This is a genomic window from Clostridium rhizosphaerae, from assembly GCF_016765585.1.
In the GTDB taxonomy this organism is placed as follows: domain Bacteria; phylum Bacillota; class Clostridia; order Clostridiales; family Clostridiaceae; genus Clostridium_AT; species Clostridium_AT rhizosphaerae.
In genome coordinates, this window is the sequence record NZ_JAESWC010000023.1 from 1 (window position 1) to 13758 (window position 13758).

Below are 13758 nucleotides of genomic sequence, written 5' to 3' on the forward strand. Positions count from 1 at the left end.
TTGTTATTGCTGCTGTTAATGTTGTCTTACCGTGGTCTACGTGTCCTATTGTTCCAATATTAACGTGAGGTTTGTTTCTTTCAAATTTTGACTTTGCCATTTTTTTGTTCCTCCTTTTTCAAATACACTCACCCTGGTGTGTTGTTAATTAAAAATATTTATTGGAGCCCATGACCGGGATTGAACCGGTGACCTCCACCTTACCAAGGTGACGCTCTGCCGACTGAGCTACATGGGCAATTTAAACTTTTCTGGAGCGGGTGAAGGGAATCGAACCCTCGTAACTAGCTTGGGAAGCTAGGGCTCTGCCATTGAGCTACACCCGCCCATATGCAACTAAATGTCACATACCAATTACTAATTTTAATATATAGAAGCACATATGTCAATATGTATTTTTACTTTCCATATAAACTCTTTTCAAGTTTCCTTTTCACTCTTTGAAGAGCATTATCAATTGACTTTGCATGTCTGTTTAAATCACAAGCAATTTCCTGATAGGATTTTCCATCTAAATATGAAGACAATACCTCCATCTCCAAATCTGATAAAACCTCTCCTATCTCTCCTTCTATGTACTTAAGTTCTTCCTGGCTTATAATAAGCTCTTCCGGATCTGTTACTTTAGCCATAGATAATATATCCAAAAGCGTTCTGTCAGATTCTTCATCATAAATCGGCTTGTTTAAAGATATATATGTGTTTAACGGTATATGTTTTTGACGAGTTGCAGTTTTTATTGCAGTGATAATCTGTCTTGTAACGCAAAGTTCAGCAAAAGCTTTAAATGAAGCTAGCTTATCCGACTTAAAATCTCTAATAGCCTTATAAAGCCCAATCATTCCCTCTTGATAAATGTCCTCTTTGTCGGCACCTATCAGAAAGTAAGATTTTGCTTTAGCCTTTACAAAATTCTGATATTTACTAATTAAATATTCCTGAGCCCTAATATCACCTTTTTTTGCCTCGATAACGATTTCTTCGTCCAGCTTATCTTCAAAACCATAATAATTTTTAGCAAAACTCATCCTGTTTTCCACAATATCCCCCCCAAAGCAACACAACGCCTTAACACTGATTATACATTACAAATATTTTTTTCGTCAAGGGATTTTATCGGCTTCTACGTATTTTTTCAAGTTTTTCCAAAACATCCTTTTGAATTCTATCTTCTAACAGGTGTCTTTTCTCTGAATACTTTTTTTGAGTTTTAACACTTATTCTGTTTTCAGTCTCTTTAACATCAAAATAAAACTCAAGTGATGATATCCTTATTGCACCTCTCTGAAATACTAGCTGTTGTTCCAGGGAATCAGAGGTTACTACACATACTTCCGTTTTTCGTCCAATACTGTCAATGGTTTTCTCAATATATGTGTCTGCAGTTTCCCCTTCCTTTGTATATACTACAGACAAATGCTCACTTATCTTTTCCTTCTTTTGCAAGCTTCCACTAACCATATGGGCATCAAATACAAGTATTATCTTATAACCTTTGAAAGCGGCATAATTTTGCAAATAATCTATAAGCTTTTGCCTTGCCGCTTCAAAACTATAATCTTTTATATCTCTAAGCTCAGGCCAGCTGTTTATGACGTTATATCCATCAACGAAAATATTTCTCAACTTTATTTCCTATTAAATCTTTGCTTTAAAATTTCGTACATCATAATTCCGCCAGCTACAGAGGCGTTTAGGGAATTTATGCTTCCTACCATTGGTATTTTAGTAAGCACATCGCATTTACTCTTTGTAAGCTTTGAAACGCCTTTCCCTTCACTACCAATTACTAAAGCCAAGGCTCCACTAAAATCAACATCAAAGCAGTAGCTTTCTCCGTCCATATCTGCACCATATATCCATATACCTCTATCTTTAAGTTCATCGATAGCGGTATTAATGTTTGTAACCTTAGCTATCTTCATATGCTCAATAGCACCGGCTGATGATTTATAAACTACAGGTGTTATTCCAACGTTTCTTCTCTTAGGAATAATTATACCATGAGCCCCACATACCTCAGCACTTCTTATTATTGCTCCAAAATTATGAGGATCTTCTATCTCATCTAATATTATAATAAAAGGCTTCTCATTTTTTTCTTCTGCAAGCTTTAGCATATCTTCAACTTCAAAATATTTATACGGAGTAACTATAGCAATAACTCCTTGATGCGCATTAGATATGGACATGGAATCAAGCTTTTTTCTATCTACTTCTTTAACGACTATGTGCTTATCTCTAGCTAAAGCTAATACTAGATTAATAGAACCTTCTACATCGCCCTTCGCTACAAATATTTGCTCTATTGTTCTATCAGATTTTAGTGCCTCAATGACAGCATTTCTTCCTTCAATTAAATCTTCTCTAACTGGCAATTCTTCTTTCTTTTCCTTAATATTAACGTCATTTTTTAACGGCCTTCTATTTACCTTCACTTCTTTGTTTTTATTATCACGGAAATCCTTTTTCACATTATCCCTTCCTTTGTGGAAACTTCATATCATTCTGCTTTTATCTGTACTATTTTATTAAGAATGTAATTCAATCTATCGTTTTGCTCTGTAATATATAAATATCCTAACATTGCTTCAAAACCTGTAGCTGCACGATATTCCTGCATATCTGCATTCTTTGGTACAGTTCCAGACTTCGAATTTCTACCTCTTTTAAACATGCTTATTTCATCATCTGTCAATTCAGACTCCATTTGCTTAATAAATTCACTTTGTGCATGAGCCTTTACATAGGAAATTGCCTCTACATGAAGCTTATGTACAGACAATTCCCTATTTCTATTTACAAGATAAGTTCGTATAAAAACCTCATAGATAGCATCCCCTATAAATGCAAGCACCAATGGATTAAGCATTTTTGCATCCTGGACATTGAATTTATCTTTAAGTATATCAAACTCCATATTGTTTTAAACCTTCTTCCACCTTACTCCCTGTGGGGTATCCTCAAGTACAATTCCTCTGGATTTTAAGTCATCTCTTATTTTATCTGAAAGATCCCATTTTTTTTCTTTTCTTGCTTGTTGTCTTTGAGCGATTAATTCCTCAATTTCATCTTCAAGGCTTCCTTTAGTAGACTTTTGAAGTATTCCAAGCGGCTGACCAAGTTCTCTTATAAGCTCTAACGAATATTTAATCAACTCCTTTGAAGAATTGATGTCAATATTACTGTTTATGTCTCTTACTAAATCAAAAATTATTGAAATACCATCTGCTGTATTAAAATCATCATCCATCTTTTCTATATACTTATCTCTATAGCTGTCTAGATTAATCTTATAAGTTTTTTCTTCATCACTCATTGTTTCTGCGTTGACTTCTTCTAAAAGGCTTTCAAGATTTCCTACAGCATTATAAAGTCTTTCAAGCGAAGCTTTCGCTGAGTCTAAAAGATCTACACTGAAGTTCAGCTGGGTTCTGTAATGCCCAGATAACATAAACAACCTTACTACATCTGGATCATAATTTTTCAATATTTCTCTAGCTGTGAAAAAGTTATTAAGTGATTTTGACATTTTTCTATTGTCAACATTTATAAACGCCGAGTGAATCCAATAGTTGGCAAATGTTTTACCTGATCTTGCTTCACTTTGGGCTATCTCATTTTCATGATGTGGAAATACTAAATCTTCCCCTCCAGCATGAATATCAATAGTTTCGCCTAAAAGCTTATGAGCCATACAAGAACACTCAATATGCCATCCTGGTCTTCCAAGTCCCCAAGGGCTTTCCCATGCTGGCTCTCCCGGTTTTTGTTTTTTCCAAACAGCGAAATCCATTGGGTCCTTCTTTCTTTCATCAACACTGATTCTTGCACCTGCTTGAAGGTCATCTAATTTTTGCCCAGAAAGTTTGCCATAATCATTAAACTTTTTAGTACTAAAGTATACATCTCCATCTACCTCATAAGCATATCCTCTATCAACTAAATCTTTTACAAAATCAACAATTTCATCGATAAATTCAGTTGCTCTTGGATTTATTGAAGCTCTCTTTATATTTAAAGCATCTGCATCCTTGTAATACTCATTTATAAATCTGTCCCCTAATTCCCTAACTGTTGTATTTTCCTCATTAGCCTTCTTTATCATCTTGTCATCAATATCGGTAAAATTTTGGACAAATTTAACGCTATACCCTCTATATTCTAAATATCTTCTGAATGCATCAAAAACTATAAAAGTCCTTCCATTACCTATATGAAAAAAATTATATACAGTAGGACCGCATACATACATCTTAACCTCACCTGAGGTTATCGGTATGAATTCCTCTTTTTTCTTGGTTAATGTATTATATATCTTCATTACATTTTACCTCCTGGTATTTATCTTCTATGTAGTATAAAAACTTATATATTTATACTATAATATTCTACCACACAATAAATTTCTATACGACATGTAAATTAATAAAATAAAACTCACCTTTTAAGGTGAGTTAAAAATCATTACAGTGAAATTATATATACTAATTTAAAGTACGTCAACTGATAAATGTTCTAATATTCTTTCTCCGATGATTAAATCTTCAGGTGTAGTTATTTTTATATTGTCATAGTTTCCCTCATAAAGATATACTTTATGACCATAATGTTCTACAACGCTAGTATCATCAGTAACCGTAATACCTTCATTTATTCCTTTTTCATGACAGGCTAAAATTAAATCATACTTAAAACACTGCGGCGTTTGAACTTGAAAAAGAGAATTTCTATCTAAAGTATCAATAGAAAATCCATTTTGATCAACATATTTTATAGTATCCTTGGGCTTGACACCGCACGTGCACGCTCCATATTTTTCAGCATTGATTATACCTTCTTCAATTGTACTTCTATCAACAAATGGTCTGGCGCCATCATGGATAAGAACAACATCACTTTTTTTAACTGCCTTTAATCCATTAAATACTGAGTGCTGCCTTTCCTTTCCACCTTCAACAACGGCTGAAATTTTGTTTATACCGTATTTTTTAACAATCTCATCCATACAATACTGTTTTTTATCTTTCGCAGTTACTAAAACTATTTCGTCAACCAACTCACAAGCTTCAAAAGCTTTTAGTGTGTAATAAAGAATAGGTTTACCCTTTATATTAAGAAATTGCTTATTAATATCAGCTTTCATTCTTGTTCCCTTACCTGCGGCAACTATTACTGCGCTGACTTTACTCATTTTCAAAATCCTCTTTACGTTTAGCAAAAATCATTCTTCCTGCTGCAGTTTGAAGTACAGAAGTAACTATAACATCCATAGTTTCTCCAATATGCCTTTTTCCTCCTTCAACAACAATCATGGTACCATCATCAAGATAAGCAATACCTTGTCCCGATTCCTTTCCATCCTTGATTATCTGAATTCTCATTTCTTCTCCTGGTAAAACTACAGGCTTAACTGCATTTGCCAGCTCATTTATATTCAGTACTGGAACTCCCTGAAATTCTGCAACCTTGTTCAAATTATAATCATTTGTTATAACCTTGCCATTTAAAACTTGAGCCAGCTTTAAAAGCTTACTGTCTACTTCAGCTATATCTGGAAAGTCTTTTTCATAAATTTGAACATCAATATTTAATTCCTTTTGAATCTTATTAAGAATATCTAATCCTCTTCTTCCTCTGTTTCTTTTTAGCCCATCGGAAGAATCGGCTATGTGTCTTAGCTCTTCTAGAACAAAATTAGGAATTATTAGGGATCCCTCAATAAATCCTGTTTGACAAATGTCAAATATTCTTCCATCTATGATAACTGAAGTATCTAAAACCTTAGCATCGCCTTTTAATGACCCTTTTCCTTTTTTGTCCTTTGCACTTCCTGATTTCCTTATATTAGAGAAAATCGCCACCAATTCTTCTCTTTTTCTAACAGCAATATCTGCTCCTATTGATGCCATGACTATTGCCAGTACTACAGCTACAATAGTCCAAAAGAAAGATACATGTGCAAATAACGCTCCAAGTAAAGCTGCAATAACAAGACCTGATATAGCTCCTGCAGTACCAAAAAGGATTTCATTTGCAGGTATTTTCTGAATGCTCTTCTCCATGTAGTCAATTGCAGTAAATATAATCTTATTAATCCACGGCGATACTAAAAAGAGAATAAATCCAAAAACAAGTGTACATATGGTTAAAAACAAAATCTTTAGTATGATATTATTGTTAAAATAATCTAATTTTGAAAAATACTCTGGGTTTAATAAAAGTCGACCAATAACAAATCCCAGTATAAGTCCAATTATAGTAAAAAGACCTCTTAGAATCTTTTTTAACAAAAAAATCACCTCCTCATAAAATTATTAACAAATTTTACAAATTTAAATCCTTTATTATTTAATATAACTTAATAAAGTATATATTTCAAGAATTGATGGCCTTATTTAATAATTTATTTAAGAATTTTTATCTAGATTTCTTATAATTTCATAAGCCTCTTTAAGAGTTATATCCAATACAAGCATAGTTTCGCTGGCAATAAGAGCTTCAGCCTTATCCAGTATTTTTTGTTCTCCAGGCGGCATTAACCCTTTCCTTTTTAAATGATATAAATCCCTTAGAACCTCGCACTCGCCTTCTAAAGTCCCATTATATATCTTATCATTATTTTGTCTGTATCTTTTATTCCACTTCTTTTCTATTATAGCACATTCAAGTGATATTATAGATAAACACTTTTCAAGCCTATCTTTAGTTACAATCTCTCTTACTCTATATGCTTCAATCCTGCTAACAGGTATTGATAAACTAATATTATCTATCATCATTGTAACATCAACGAACTTATATATAGTATCATATACTTTTCTAAATTCAACAGTACTCACAATTCCTGCTCCATAGCTTGGTACGAATATCTTGCTTCCAACACTTAACATAATTATCCCCCTATTCATAAAATTGTTTCTGCTTTATTATATAAATGTAGATTGAAATTTGTCCTATGGTTGATTGACAAAATTATCAATAAAATCTTATAATTAAATTGTAAGCAAAAGTTTGAAACTTTTTTAAGGGGTTGAAACTAGATGAAGGACGTTATCTTCGATGATTTTCAAAACTCTGTTAACGAATCTTTACTAAGACATAGAAGTATTTTAGATATAATGACAAAACTTCAAGAGTCAGAAGCCAGAATTAACAGAGCAGTTGCAAAAACTGTTACCAATTGTGGCTGCATGCAAGTAGAAGCTAAAAAACAGGAGATGCCATTACATACCGATGATGTAGATATTGAATCACTAAAGCATCAACTTCAAACTCATCTTTCTGGAACAACATGTGAAAACTGCAGAGATGTATTAGAACGTGAAATAGGAAATCACATGTTTTATCTGGCTTCTTTATGCAACCTGCTGGATTTAAATCTATACGATATTCTTTTAAAGGAATATGACAGGATAGACACTTTAGGTAAATTCTCATTAAGATAAATAAAAGCGGCATCACTCACTTGATGCTGCTTTTATTTATATTGGCTTATCTATCATAATCTGCTCTCTTAGTCTTCTAAGTCCATTTTTTATAGCCTTTGCTCTTGCTTCCCCAATACCCTCAACCTTATCAAGCTGTTCATATGAAGCTTCCATAACACCTTTAAGCTCTTTAAATCTTTTAATAAGATTTTCTATGACCCCTGATGGTATTCTTGGAATCTTGTTTAACATTCTATACCCTCTAGGAGATATAAAAGTATCTACTAAAGGAACACCAGTATATCCAAGCATTTTTGAAATTACATCTAAATTAAGCAATTCTTCTGACGAAATATTTTGTATTTGAATATATATTTCATTATAATCTAAGTTGCTTTGACAATAGTCTCTAATTAAAAATATGCCATCTTGTTCGACAGACTTGATTAACTCATTAAGCTGCATAGATATTAATCTGCCTTCATTACCAAGTTCACATATGTATCTTTCTATTTCGCTTACAATTCTTAAAACCATTTCTGTTCTTTGAATAGCTGTTATTACATCAAACAAAGTAGCCAAATCTTGAAATTCTAGTAGATTCAAGTTGCTTATAACTCTGTCTAATACTGATACATACTTTTCCAAGGTTTGAAGCGCCTGGTTTGCTTTACTTAAGATAACGCTGCTGTCTCTCAATATATACTTAACATTTCCTTTATAAATAGAAATAATGTTTCTCCTTTGTGAAATAGCAATAACTATTGCACCAGTTTCTTTTGCAACTCTATCAGCAGTTCTGTGTCTGGTACCTGTTTCAAAGGTTGGTATACTTGAATCTGGAACTAGCTGTGTATTAGCAAATAATATTTTTTTTAAATCACTGCTTATTACGATGGCACCATCCATTTTAGCAAGTTCATAAATATATGTCGGTGTATAATCCGAATTAATGGCAAAGCCTCCATCAACAATATCAAGAACCTGTTCGCTGTCACCTAATACTATAAGTCCTCCAGTTTTAGCTCTTAATACATTCTCTAAACCCTCTCTTAATGCTGTACCAGGTGCCATGATTTTTAAAATACTTAAAAGTTCTCTGTCCTTTTCAATTCTCACATAAATCACCCTACTTAAAAACTTTGTTTAAAGCTTCTTTAAGAGAGGAAACTAATATAACGTTCGCATCCTTAACAGAAACCTTTTCTCTGTTTCTATATGGTATAACTACATTTTTAAATCCCATTTTCATGCCTTCATTCACTAGTCTGTCACAATAGGATACCGGTCTAACCTCTGCTGTAAGCCCTACTTCTCCAATTATTAAAGATTTCTCTATGCTTAACTCTTTTCCCTTAATACTAGAAATAAGAGCCATAGCTAGACCTAAGTCACCATAGGTACCGTCTATATTTAGTCCTCCAACAACATTAACATACACATCGCAATTATAAAATGGAATTCTAAGTTTTTTCTCCAAAACAGCAAGTATAAGATTTAGTCTTGAATTATCAACGCCAACAGCAGTTCTTCTTGGCATTACAGCTTTTGTTTCACTAACCAAAGCCTGAATTTCTACTAATATAGGTCTTGTTCCCTCCATCACTCCTATTACGACGGCGCCCTCTTTTGTGGTGCTGCTTTCTTCAAGAAAAACCCTTGATGGATCTGTAATTTCTTTAAGCCCCTCATTTACCATCTCAAAAACTCCAATTTCACTTGTAGTTCCAAAACGATTTTTTATAGTTCTTAAAATCCTAAATTCTTCTGTTCTCTCCCCTTCAAAAGAAAGCACTGTATCAACCATATGTTCAAGTACCCTGGGACCGGCGAGCTCCCCCTGCTTAGTTACATGAGCTACTATAAAAAATGGTATATTTTTAGTTTTTCCAAGTCTCATTAAATCACTTGAACATTCTCTCACTTGCGAAACGCTTCCAGGAGCTGAAGTTAATGAAGTCTTAAATAAAGTCTGTATCGAATCTATTATTACAAATATAGGTTGTATTTCATTCACATGCTCTTCAATAACGTCAATATTAGTTTCAGAAAGTATGTAGAGCTCTGATGCATTTACTTCAAGCCTATCCCCTCTCATTTTTATTTGTTCTTCAGATTCTTCTCCTGATACATAAAGTACCTTTCCATACTTCTTTGATATGTTGCTTGCACTTTGAAGAAGCAGAGTAGATTTCCCTATACCAGGATCTCCTGATATTAATGTCAGTGAACCTCTTACGAGTCCTCCGCCTAATACTCTGTTTAGTTCAGATATTCCAGTATCAAATCTTTCATATTCACTTGACTTTATATTAAGTATGCTCTTTGGCTTATTACCGCTGCTGATAGTAACTGCTCTTTGAAAATCCTGTGCAGTATTTTTTTGTTCTTCAGCCATACTGTTCCATGAATCACAACTCGGGCACTTTCCAATCCACTTGGGTGTTTCATATCCGCAATTTTGGCATACAAATACATTCTTTATTTTTGCCATAAAAATATCTCCCTTATACCTTTGTAGATATAATATTATAATCATAACTTAAGAAACTTTCAAACTATAATACTATTTATATATTTTCCTCTTTAATCACCTATTAATCAAGTTAATAATTTATATGAATAAAAACCTGTAGAAGTTATTATAACACTACAGGTTTTCATATTATTTTACGTATTCAATTTCATTATTTGAGCTATTCTTTAGTAAAGAAGCAGCAGCATTATCAACTATTACTAAAACATTTTGATGAACCTGAAGCATTGAAGCTGGGACTCTTGTGCTTATTTTATCTTCAACGAGCTTAGCAATAATATCTGCCTTCTTTTCCCCGCTCGCAAGCAGTATTATTTTATCTGCCTTCATTATACTTCCAAGTCCCATTGTTATTGCTCTAGTGGGAACTTCATCTATACTATCAAAAAATCTTGAGTTGGCTTTTATAGTATCTTCAGTTAAATCAGTTTCATGAGTATTTAAATTTAAAAAATCAGATGGCTCATTAAAGCCTATATGACCATTAGTTCCTATACCTAAAAGCTGAAGATCTATGCCTCCTGCCTTCTCTATAGATTCATCATATTCCTTACATTCTTTTTCTATATTTTCTGCAACCCCGCTTGGAACATGAGTTTTATTCTTATCGATATTAACGTGATTAAAAAGCTTTGAATTCATAAAATATCTATAACTTTGAGGATGGTCACCTTTCAATCCTTTATATTCATCTAAATTAAAGGAAGTAGCTTTTGAAAAATCTACTCTTTCTGCTTTATTCAGTTCTATTAATTCTCTATATACCCCCTCAGGTGTGCTTCCTGTTGCAAGTCCAAGAACTGCATTGGGCTTTACATAGAGAAGCTTTGCTATCTCCTTAGCTGCTATTTTGCTCATTTCTTCATAATTTGGTGCTACTATTACTTTCATCTTATTTTCCCCTCTCTCCTAAATATATTTACTTCTAAGACATATTTATCAGATCTATAAACTGATTCTTCCACAAATAAAAGCTTTCCCTCTGATGTTATGTTTTTGCTGAAGGATTTTATCAAGGGGATAACTTTATCTGTTCTAAATATTTGTTTGTAATCTTCATCCATTAAAACAGCCTGCATCGAAGCTTCCGAGTGATCTATAACATATCCATAATCTTTTAGAATCTCATAAAAAGAATATTTAAGTCTTTCTTCATTTACATAACCGCAATAATCGCATGGAATATAAATAATCTCGTTTGCTATTACTTCTCCTTCTACAATTCTAAGTCTGTCAATTTTATAAATATCTTCAAACTGAAGCAAATCCAACAAAAAATCAGGAGTATGTATCCTTTCAAATTTATTTACCTCAGTAGTTAATTTAAGCCCCATCTTTTTAACCATATCTGAGAAACTCATAATATCCCTTTGCTTTACTTTTGGTTCACAAACAAAGGTGCCTTTTCCTTTTTCTCTATGAAGTATACCTTCTTGAGCAAGCTCTCCAAGTGCCTGACGCACAGTCATTCTGCTCACATTATATTGTTCTGATAATTCTCTCTCACTATCAATGCATTGGCCAACCTGCCATATTCCCTTGCTTATTTTCCCCTTAATGTCTTCTTTTAATTGATAATAAACAGGAATGGGACTATTTTTATCTATAAGCATATTAATCACCCCGCTTGCTTACCTACATTATAATCTATATACCTATAGATGTCTAGACCAGTTGTAAAGTAATTTCAATTTATAAAATAAAAAATGAGGAATGAAATTTTGTTTTTCATTCCTCATTCTTCACTTATTTCAGGTAACTTTGTATTACATTTTTAACTTTCGGTACAACATATCCACTTCCACCTTTATCTTGAGTGTCTTCAATCATCATTACAACAGTAAGTTTAGGGTCATCAGTATTATATGCTGCAAACCATCCGTTCTCTTTTCCTTTTGTGTTTTGTTCAACCTTATTAACTTCTGCAGTTCCAGTTTTTCCTGCTAGGTTTAAGCCTGGTATCTTTGCATCTTTCCCTGTTCCTCTTTCTACTACCTGTATTAAGTCTTTTGTTATAGTATCAGCAACATCCTTTGAAAAAACATTTGCCTTCCAAACCTTAGGAGTGTCAGCCTTATCTTTCATATCTAAGATAGGGTTCAGTATATTTCCATCGTTAACAAAGGAAGTATAAATCATAGCCATATGCAGAGGATTCATAAGCACTTTATCTTGACCATAACCGCTGTCTGCAAGCTCTACATCCTTATCAAGCTTTCCTATCTGTGAAGGGGCCATTGTATATGGGAAAGATATTTTTTCTCCTATACCAAACTCTTTTGCACCATTTAAGAAGTTATCTTTTTGTATGTCTAATGCTGTCCTTGCAAAGTATATATTGTCAGAAGTCACAAATGCATCCAATAAATTTACAGAAGTATCATCCGCATGAACTCTCTTTATCTTATATGTTCCCCAAGAAGAGTCTTTTTGCCACTCGCTTCCTGTAATATTTAATTCCTTTGACGGATCTAGCTTTCCTGTTTTAAGTCCAATTGCAGCAGTAATAGGTTTAAATGTAGATCCTGGAACTACATTTCCTGCAAATCTTGCTAAAAGAGGCTTTCCTGCATCATTTTCTAATGATAAATAATACTTGTTGCTTATTTCATTAGCCAGAGTATTAGGATTAAAGGAAGGAGTACTTACCATTGCTAAAACTTCTCCTGTTTTAGGTTGAACTGCCACTGCTGTTCCCGTATTTCCTGATAACTGGCCATATATGCTGTTTTGCAGCTTAGCATCAATTGTTAACTTGATATTTTCACCATCCACAGGTGCTTTTTCTAAAATAATATCTTTTTTATTGCCTTTGTCATCAGAAGTATAAAGTGTTCCTCCAACTTCACCCCTGAGTCTTTTTTCAAAAAAAGATTCAAGCCCTGTCTTACCTATAATATCGTTGGAATCATAACCTTGATCCTTATATTTATCAAGCTCTTCTTTATTAATAGTATCAACATAACCAGTCAGCTGAGCTGCAGCTTCCTTCAACGGATATTCCCTTATAAGAGAATTAGCTTTTGGAGTTTTAACACCTTTTAGTGTGTCCCTTGCTTTAAGAATCTTATCCATTTCATTCCTTGATACATACATAATATTTACAGCTTGGTCAGGATGTTCAGTTTCATATTTCCCCTTAAGCTTGCTTTCTATTTCATCTGTTCCAACTCCTAAGATAGCTGCTAATTGAGATATTGTATTTGCTCTATCAGCTTCTATTTCCTTAGGAACTACTTGAATAATATTAGCCTCACTATTAACAGCTAAGCCTTGGTTATTTCTATCTGTTATTTCTCCACGCTTTCCTAGTTTCTTTTCGTACTTAACTCCTTCGCCTTTATCTAGCTCTGGTAAAAGCATTTTTTCATCCCAATTTAAAAACCACTCATTACTTTTTCCCTGCTTTTCCTTTGTCAAATTAACCTCATAGGTAAATTTTTTTATTCCTATAGGTGTTTCCAAAGTAATCTCCGCTGGAAAATGAACCTTTCCGTTATCCTCTTTAAGTTTTTCTGGATACTCTGGAGTAATAGATATTTTACTTACTTTTGCAGTCCCATAAACATTCTTATATCTATCTACAAAATACTTTTCATCAACACTTTTTTTGGTATCTGAAGATACAAGCTTGTACATGGACGAGTAATCACTCTTCTGAAGATACCCTATGTATTCTTGAAAACTACCCTTTGGGTCTTTAGCCTTAGAGCATCCTGAAAAAGAAACTAAAGATAGCAGCAGTAGGCCGCCTGCTAAATATTTTTTATATTTCACCACTCTAACTCTCCT

At 33.3% G+C, this 13758-nt stretch carries 15 protein-coding genes and 2 tRNA genes; 1 reads left to right on the forward strand and 16 read right to left on the reverse strand.

Annotated elements, in window-relative coordinates; all coding sequences use genetic code 11:
• The 11 genes from JK636_RS22265 to JK636_RS22315 all read right to left on the reverse strand — a co-directional run.
• On the reverse strand, positions 1-100 hold a 100-nt coding region (locus JK636_RS22265), incomplete at its 3' end, for a GTP-binding protein (RefSeq protein ID WP_202751192.1).
• A gap of 62 nt (positions 101-162) precedes the next feature.
• A tRNA-Thr gene (locus tag JK636_RS22270) sits at positions 163-238 on the reverse strand.
• 14 nt (positions 239-252) lie between these two features.
• Positions 253-326: transfer RNA gene (locus tag JK636_RS22275), tRNA-Gly, on the reverse strand.
• A 72-nt stretch (positions 327-398) separates the two neighbouring features.
• Complete coding sequence (gene sigH, locus JK636_RS22280) at positions 399-1028, reverse strand: RNA polymerase sporulation sigma factor SigH (protein WP_202751296.1); 630 nt, start codon at positions 1026-1028, stop codon at positions 399-401.
• An 85-nt stretch (positions 1029-1113) separates the two neighbouring features.
• The gene (locus tag JK636_RS22285) at positions 1114-1626 is read right to left on the reverse strand and encodes an NYN domain-containing protein (protein WP_202751193.1); all 513 of its coding nucleotides are present in this window, start codon (positions 1624-1626) and stop codon (positions 1114-1116) included.
• Between the two features lie 2 nt (positions 1627-1628).
• Positions 1629-2399 carry a 23S rRNA (guanosine(2251)-2'-O)-methyltransferase RlmB gene (gene rlmB / locus JK636_RS22290; RefSeq protein ID WP_338025816.1) on the reverse strand — a complete coding sequence of 257 codons (771 nt, stop codon included), beginning with the start codon at positions 2397-2399 and terminating at the stop codon, positions 1629-1631.
• Between the two features lie 104 nt (positions 2400-2503).
• Positions 2504-2920: a Mini-ribonuclease 3 gene (locus JK636_RS22295; RefSeq protein ID WP_202751194.1), complete on the reverse strand. Its 417-nt coding sequence runs from the start codon at positions 2918-2920 to the stop codon at positions 2504-2506.
• A 6-nt stretch (positions 2921-2926) separates the two neighbouring features.
• The gene (gene cysS / locus JK636_RS22300) at positions 2927-4324 is read right to left on the reverse strand and encodes a cysteine--tRNA ligase (protein ID WP_202751195.1); all 1398 of its coding nucleotides are present in this window, start codon (positions 4322-4324) and stop codon (positions 2927-2929) included.
• 168 nt (positions 4325-4492) lie between these two features.
• On the reverse strand, positions 4493-5194 hold the full coding sequence (ispD, locus tag JK636_RS22305) for a 2-C-methyl-D-erythritol 4-phosphate cytidylyltransferase (RefSeq protein WP_202751196.1): 702 nt from the start codon (positions 5192-5194) through the stop codon (positions 4493-4495).
• Entirely contained in the window at positions 5187-6293 is a 1107-nt protein-coding gene (locus JK636_RS22310; RefSeq protein WP_202751197.1) for a PIN/TRAM domain-containing protein, read from the reverse strand. The genes ispD and JK636_RS22310 overlap by 8 nt, the downstream gene beginning before the upstream one ends.
• Before the next feature lie 117 nt (positions 6294-6410).
• On the reverse strand, positions 6411-6893 hold the full coding sequence (locus JK636_RS22315; protein ID WP_202751198.1) for a CarD family transcriptional regulator: 483 nt from the start codon (positions 6891-6893) through the stop codon (positions 6411-6413).
• A 150-nt stretch (positions 6894-7043) separates the two neighbouring features.
• On the opposite strand from JK636_RS22315, the gene JK636_RS22320 reads away from it, so the two are divergent.
• The gene (locus JK636_RS22320) at positions 7044-7448 is read left to right on the forward strand and encodes a DUF1573 domain-containing protein (protein ID WP_202751199.1); all 405 of its coding nucleotides are present in this window, start codon (positions 7044-7046) and stop codon (positions 7446-7448) included.
• A gap of 36 nt (positions 7449-7484) precedes the next feature.
• Here JK636_RS22320 and disA read toward each other — a convergent pair whose 3' ends face one another.
• The 5 genes from disA to JK636_RS22345 all read right to left on the reverse strand — a co-directional run bounded on the left by disA (position 7485) and on the right by JK636_RS22345 (position 13743).
• Positions 7485-8549 (reverse strand): DNA integrity scanning diadenylate cyclase DisA, encoded by a 1065-nt coding sequence (gene disA, locus JK636_RS22325; protein WP_202751200.1) that lies wholly within the window; start codon positions 8547-8549, stop codon positions 7485-7487.
• Positions 8550-8559: 10 nt separating this feature from the next.
• Entirely contained in the window at positions 8560-9924 is a 1365-nt protein-coding gene (gene radA, locus JK636_RS22330; RefSeq protein WP_202751201.1) for a DNA repair protein RadA, read from the reverse strand.
• 171 nt (positions 9925-10095) lie between these two features.
• Complete coding sequence (gene nagB, locus JK636_RS22335) at positions 10096-10857, reverse strand: glucosamine-6-phosphate deaminase (RefSeq protein ID WP_202751202.1); 762 nt, start codon at positions 10855-10857, stop codon at positions 10096-10098.
• On the reverse strand, positions 10854-11579 hold the full coding sequence (locus JK636_RS22340; protein WP_202751203.1) for a GntR family transcriptional regulator: 726 nt from the start codon (positions 11577-11579) through the stop codon (positions 10854-10856). Before JK636_RS22340 ends, nagB begins: the two co-directional genes overlap by 4 nt.
• A gap of 133 nt (positions 11580-11712) precedes the next feature.
• Positions 11713-13743, reverse strand: coding sequence for a penicillin-binding transpeptidase domain-containing protein (locus JK636_RS22345; protein WP_202751204.1), 2031 nt, complete (start codon positions 13741-13743; stop codon positions 11713-11715).
• Positions 13744-13758 lie beyond the last annotated feature (15 nt).

Bases quoted from the DNA above. Each gene is read 5' to 3' on its own strand.
- sigH (WP_202751296.1), bottom strand. From the start codon at position 1,028: ATGAGTTTTGCTAAAAATTATTATGGTTTTGAAGATAAGCTGGACGAA.
- JK636_RS22295 (WP_202751194.1), bottom strand. From the start codon at position 2,920: ATGGAGTTTGATATACTTAAAGATAAATTCAATGTCCAGGATGCAAAA.
- cysS (WP_202751195.1), bottom strand. From the start codon at position 4,324: ATGAAGATATATAATACATTAACCAAGAAAAAAGAGGAATTCATACCG.
- ispD (WP_202751196.1), bottom strand. From the start codon at position 5,194: ATGAGTAAAGTCAGCGCAGTAATAGTTGCCGCAGGTAAGGGAACAAGA.
- JK636_RS22315 (WP_202751198.1), bottom strand. From the start codon at position 6,893: ATGTTAAGTGTTGGAAGCAAGATATTCGTACCAAGCTATGGAGCAGGA.
- JK636_RS22320 (WP_202751199.1), top strand. From the start codon at position 7,044: ATGAAGGACGTTATCTTCGATGATTTTCAAAACTCTGTTAACGAATCT.
- radA (WP_202751201.1), bottom strand. From the start codon at position 9,924: ATGGCAAAAATAAAGAATGTATTTGTATGCCAAAATTGCGGATATGAA.
- nagB (WP_202751202.1), bottom strand. From the start codon at position 10,857: ATGAAAGTAATAGTAGCACCAAATTATGAAGAAATGAGCAAAATAGCA.
- JK636_RS22340 (WP_202751203.1), bottom strand. From the start codon at position 11,579: ATGCTTATAGATAAAAATAGTCCCATTCCTGTTTATTATCAATTAAAA.